Genomic DNA, 4,599 nt, shown 5'->3' on the forward strand with positions numbered 1-4,599 from the left:
CGGCGACGGTCTGGCGGAAGGCACGACCCTGGGGCCGCTCGCTAATGCGCGCCGTCTCACGGCGATGAGCAAGGTGCTGGACGATGCCCGCAAGACGGGTGCGAAGGTCGAGACGGGCGGCGAACGCGTGGGCTCGGAGGGCAATTTCTTCGCGCCGACCGTGCTGACCAACGTGTCGCTCGAATCGGACGTGTTCAACAACGAGCCGTTCGGCCCGATCGCCGCGATCCGCGGTTTCGACACGCTCGAAGAAGCGATCGCCGAGGCGAACCGTCTGCCGTTTGGTCTCGCCGGTTATGCGTTTACGAAGTCGTTCCGCAACGTGCATCTGCTGTCGCAACAGATGGAAGTCGGCATGCTGTGGATCAACCAGCCTGCCGCGCCCTGGCCGGAAATGCCGTTTGGCGGCGTGAAGGATTCGGGGTATGGGTCGGAAGGGGGGCCGGAAGCCATGGAAGGCTATCTGGTCACCAAGGCGGTTTCGGTGATGGCGGTTTAAGACGCCGACGGCCATAAGGTCGTGAGGCTTCAGGGCGAGGTTTCCGACCTCGTCTGCCTGTTTGATCACTGTGCCAGGTCCGCGAGCGCTCGTTCGCGGACTTTTTTATTGCAACTCGCCCCGCGAGTCGTCCCTTGATTCTTCCTTGATTAGCGGCTCATTCGCTTCGTTCAGCCCATTCTTCGCTTTATGATGCGCAGTCATACAACGAAAATCCGCTTCGTCATGAACGACGCCTCCTCCAGCCTCATGCAACCCACGTTGACCGGACAGATCGTTGAACTCCAGCCGCTTCAGCAGGAACACACGCAGGGTCTGCTCGACGCCGCCGCGGATGGTCAGTTGTGGAATATGAAGCTGACTGTCGTGCCAGGTCCTGAAACCGTCGGCAACTATATTGCAACCGCGCTCGACGGACGCGCGGCCGGCACGGTGATGCCGTTCGTGATCGTGAGGCGCGACACCGGCGCGATTGTCGGCAGCACGCGGTTCTGGAAAATCGACCGGGTGAACCGGAAGCTGGAAATCGGCCATACCTGGCTGAGCGAGTCGGTGCAGCGCTCGGCGGTGAACACCGAGGCGAAGTACCTTCCGCTGAGTCATGCGTTCGAGGCGATGCAGTGCGTGCGTGTGCAGTTCACTACAGACGAGCTCAACGAGAAATCAAGAGCGGCGATTCTGCGGATTGGCGCTAAACAGGAAGGGATTGTCCGGCACGAGCGGATCATGCCGGATGGGCGTAAGCGCAATTCGGTGCGCTTTAGCATCATCGATGAGGAGTGGGCGGAGGTGAAGGTGATGTTGCAGAGGAAGCTGGGGCGGTGAAGCCCCGCCTCACGTGACTCTCTTCACGTCGTCGCGTTGCGGCGCAAACCAGCCACCCACTCCGTTAAACGTGCACGTCCCGCTCACCAAGCGGCGGCGGTGGCGTTGTCGCCGCAGCAAACTCCTCACGCAACGCATCGCGCGCATGATGCCGGCGCACCCATAACGCGGTAAGAATCGGCACCAGAACCGCCGTCACGAGACACGCGGTCGCGACCATCGCCGTCGCGGCCGGCACCAGCGGCTTGAAGCGCGGAATCATCTCGCCGATGATCGCCGGGTTCGCCACCGCAGCCCCAGCGGTTGACGAAGCCGCCAACCCCGCCGCCCCGTTACCGCCCGCGATCCACCGGTCCGCAAGAATCAGCGGAATACCCGTCACGACGATCACCCCGAGGCCCAGCACGATGCCCGGCAAACCGCTCGTGACGATCACATTCAGGTCGATGCCGTTACCGAGCGCGAAGCCGAAAAACGGAATCAGCGGATGCACGCAGCGCCCAAAGAACTCGCGCAGCTCGCTGTCCAGATTACCCAGCACGAAGCCGATCAGAAACGGCAACACCGCGCCGACGAACAGCCGCGGTTCGAAGAACGCGACACCGGTCGCGCCGAGAATGATCATGCTGACGAGCGGCCCCGATTCAATCGACATCAGGACAAACGCGCCCGCCTCCTCCTTGCTGCCATATTGCTGCATCACCGCCGCATAGAGACCGCCGTTGGTCATGTCCATCGACGTCGTGATCGCGAGCACCGAGAGACCGGCAAAAAGCCCCGCCTTGACGCCATCGATCGGAATGAAGTGCGAAGCGACCAGCGTCGCGATCCACGCCACCACCATTTTGGTCACGAGCAGCGTGCCCGACTTGCGCAACACGACGCCGGTTGCCCGCAGGTCGATCGTCGCGCCCATGCAGAAGAACCATACCGCCAGAATCGGCACCGTCCCGATGATCAATCCATTCGTGAACGACCCAAGGTATTTCCCGCCGCCCGGCGCAAACGTATGGACACAGGCGCCAAGCAGCAACGGCACCAGCATCAGGCCGCCTGGAATGCGGTCGATAGCCTTCTTGAGCTTCATGTCTCCTCCGTGGACTTTGCGTCCAGTAGCCGGGCGAATCACCCGGGGTGATGTCCCGCGTCTGCTTCGGGCTACTCCCTTTTTGCGCAATATAGCACCACGATCGGAACGCCGTTCCGCTTCTTATAAGCTTCGCACCGGTCGTTTACCCTCGCATTATTTGAAGCCATTGTCAGCATTGATGCGGCAGTGCAATATTTTCGGACCGATGTTCCACATACTGGATTCCGCGCTACAGTCGAGAACAAACCGGTGCCCCAATACCGCGCGGGTTGTAATCGGATTGGCATCAACAGGGAATGACGGAAATGGCAGCAATGGGCAGGCAGCGCAGGGACGACGACGTCGCACACGGGCAAGAAGCGGACAGCACCGGCGGCATGGCCAACGACAGAGGCGAATCGGCTTCGTCGATCGGCCGGGTCTTCGCGATTCTCGGCGTGATCGGCGACAGCGGACAGATCGGCATCAGCGAATTGTCGCAGCGGCTCGGCATGTCGAAGACCACCGTGCATCGCGTGATCCAGACGCTGAAAACGCTCGGCTATGTCACGCAGGAAGTCGAAACCGAGCGCTACCGGTTGACGATCCGCCTGTTCGAACTCGGTGCGAAGGCACTGGAGAGCGTCGATCTGGTGCGCGAGGCCGACGTCGAGATGCGACGCATCGGCATGGCCACACGCGAGGCGGTCCACCTCGGCGCGTTCGACGAAGATGCAATCATCTACATCCACAAGATCGATGCCGACTACGGGCTGCGCATGCAGTCGAGGATTGGCCGGCGCAATCCGCTGCATAGCACGGCGATCGGTAAGGTGCTGCTCGCGTGGATGGACCTAGCCGATGCGCGCGACGTCCTCTCGCACGTGGAGTTTCGCAAGTCGACGCAAAAGTCGCTCGCTTCAGCCGAGGCCGTGCTAAGCATCCTGCCGCGCGTGCGTGAGCAAGGCTACGGCGAGGACAACGAGGAACAGGAAGAAGGGTTGCAGTGTCTCGCTGTGCCGGTGTTCGACCGCTTCGGCCGCGTGATCGCCGGCCTGTCGATTTCGTTTCCGACCATGCGATGTGGCGCCGACACGAAATCGCACTACGTTGCACTACTCAAACAATCGGGACTCGCGATCTCGACGCGGCTCGGCTATCGCGAGGCGACGGCGACAGAGCAAGCCACTGTCGAGCAGGGCTCAAGTTAAAACACGAAAGCGCCGCAAAAGCCACCTCAATCAGGCGCCCGCCGCTCTCGCACGGACGCCGGCGCAACGTGCTATTTAGCATGCCGCGCGGCGTGCACCCTCTGCCAACGCAAACAGGCCCGAACACTTCGGACCGCTTTCACCACGCAAAGCTGGCCAACTCGATTTCCCTCACCGGCGCATGCAATCGGGCGTGCCCCGCTTCATCGCCAAGCAGCGCCTCGGTGATCGTCTCGCGATACACATAAAAGTCGTAGCTCGAACGGCTGCGCGGACGCGGCAGCGCGATCTCCACGACGCTCGCGATCGTCCCCGGCCGCGCTTTCATCACCACCACGCGGTCGGCGAGAAACACGGCCTCGTCGACATCGTGCGTCACCAGCACCGTCGTAATGCGCTCACGCTCGCGAATCCGCAATAGCTCATCCTGCATCTGATGACGCGTCAGGGCGTCGAGCGCGCCGAACGGTTCATCGAGTGTGAGAATGCGCGGACTTGCCACGAGACCCCGCGCAATCGCCACGCGCTGCGCCATGCCACCCGAGAGCTGATGCGGCAGCGCGTGCTCGAAACCTTGCAGGCCGACCAGTCGCACGGCTTCCTCGACGCGCGAACGCGCCTCCTCCTCGGGCACAGGCTGCGCGGCGAGACCGAGCGCGACATTGCGTGCCACCGAGAGCCAGGGAAACAGCCGATGCTCCTGAAACACGATCCCACGCTCGGCGCCGATGCCGCGCACCGGCGCACCGTCGACCAGGATCTCGCCATCGAAGCCCGCATCGAGACCGACCAGCAGCCGCAGCAAGGTCGACTTGCCGCAACCGCTCGCACCGACGATCGCCACAAATTCGCCCTCGGCGATATCGAGCGAAAAATCGCGGATCGCCTCGTAGGCACGGCCATTGACATCGAAAGTCCGGCCGACGCGCCGGAACGAAACAGCCGGTTGCGGATGATTCATCAGAGACCCTTGCGAAGCGTTTTCAAGAACCGAC

At 62.3% G+C, this 4,599-nt stretch carries 5 protein-coding genes; 3 read left to right on the forward strand and 2 right to left on the reverse strand.

Annotated elements, in window-relative coordinates; all coding sequences use genetic code 11:
• Nucleotides 1–499: aldehyde dehydrogenase family protein (locus GNZ12_RS43690; protein ID WP_172319192.1), on the forward strand; the 499-nt coding region annotated here is incomplete at its 5' end.
• Nucleotides 500–724: 225 nt separating this feature from the next.
• Complete coding sequence (locus GNZ12_RS43695) at nt 725–1,324, forward strand: GNAT family N-acetyltransferase (RefSeq protein WP_172319194.1); 600 nt, start codon at nt 725–727, stop codon at nt 1,322–1,324.
• Between the two features lie 64 nt (nt 1,325–1,388).
• Here GNZ12_RS43695 and kdgT read toward each other — a convergent pair whose 3' ends face one another.
• Nucleotides 1,389–2,411 (reverse strand): 2-keto-3-deoxygluconate transporter, encoded by a 1,023-nt coding sequence (gene kdgT, locus GNZ12_RS43700; protein ID WP_172319196.1) that lies wholly within the window; start codon nt 2,409–2,411, stop codon nt 1,389–1,391.
• 308 nt (nt 2,412–2,719) lie between these two features.
• Here kdgT and kdgR point away from each other — a divergent pair, with 308 nt between their 5' ends.
• Nucleotides 2,720–3,604, forward strand: coding sequence for a DNA-binding transcriptional regulator KdgR (gene kdgR / locus GNZ12_RS43705; protein WP_172319197.1), 885 nt, complete (start codon nt 2,720–2,722; stop codon nt 3,602–3,604).
• Nucleotides 3,605–3,743: 139 nt separating this feature from the next.
• On the opposite strand, the gene GNZ12_RS43710 is transcribed toward kdgR, so the two are convergent.
• A complete protein-coding gene (locus GNZ12_RS43710; RefSeq protein ID WP_172319198.1) occupies nt 3,744–4,565 on the reverse strand; it encodes an ABC transporter ATP-binding protein in 822 nt (273 codons plus the stop codon).
• Between the last annotated feature and the right edge of the window lie 34 nt (nt 4,566–4,599).

It is taken from the genome of Paraburkholderia solitsugae (genome assembly GCF_013177695.1).
In the GTDB taxonomy this organism is placed as follows: domain Bacteria; phylum Pseudomonadota; class Gammaproteobacteria; order Burkholderiales; family Burkholderiaceae; genus Paraburkholderia; species Paraburkholderia solitsugae.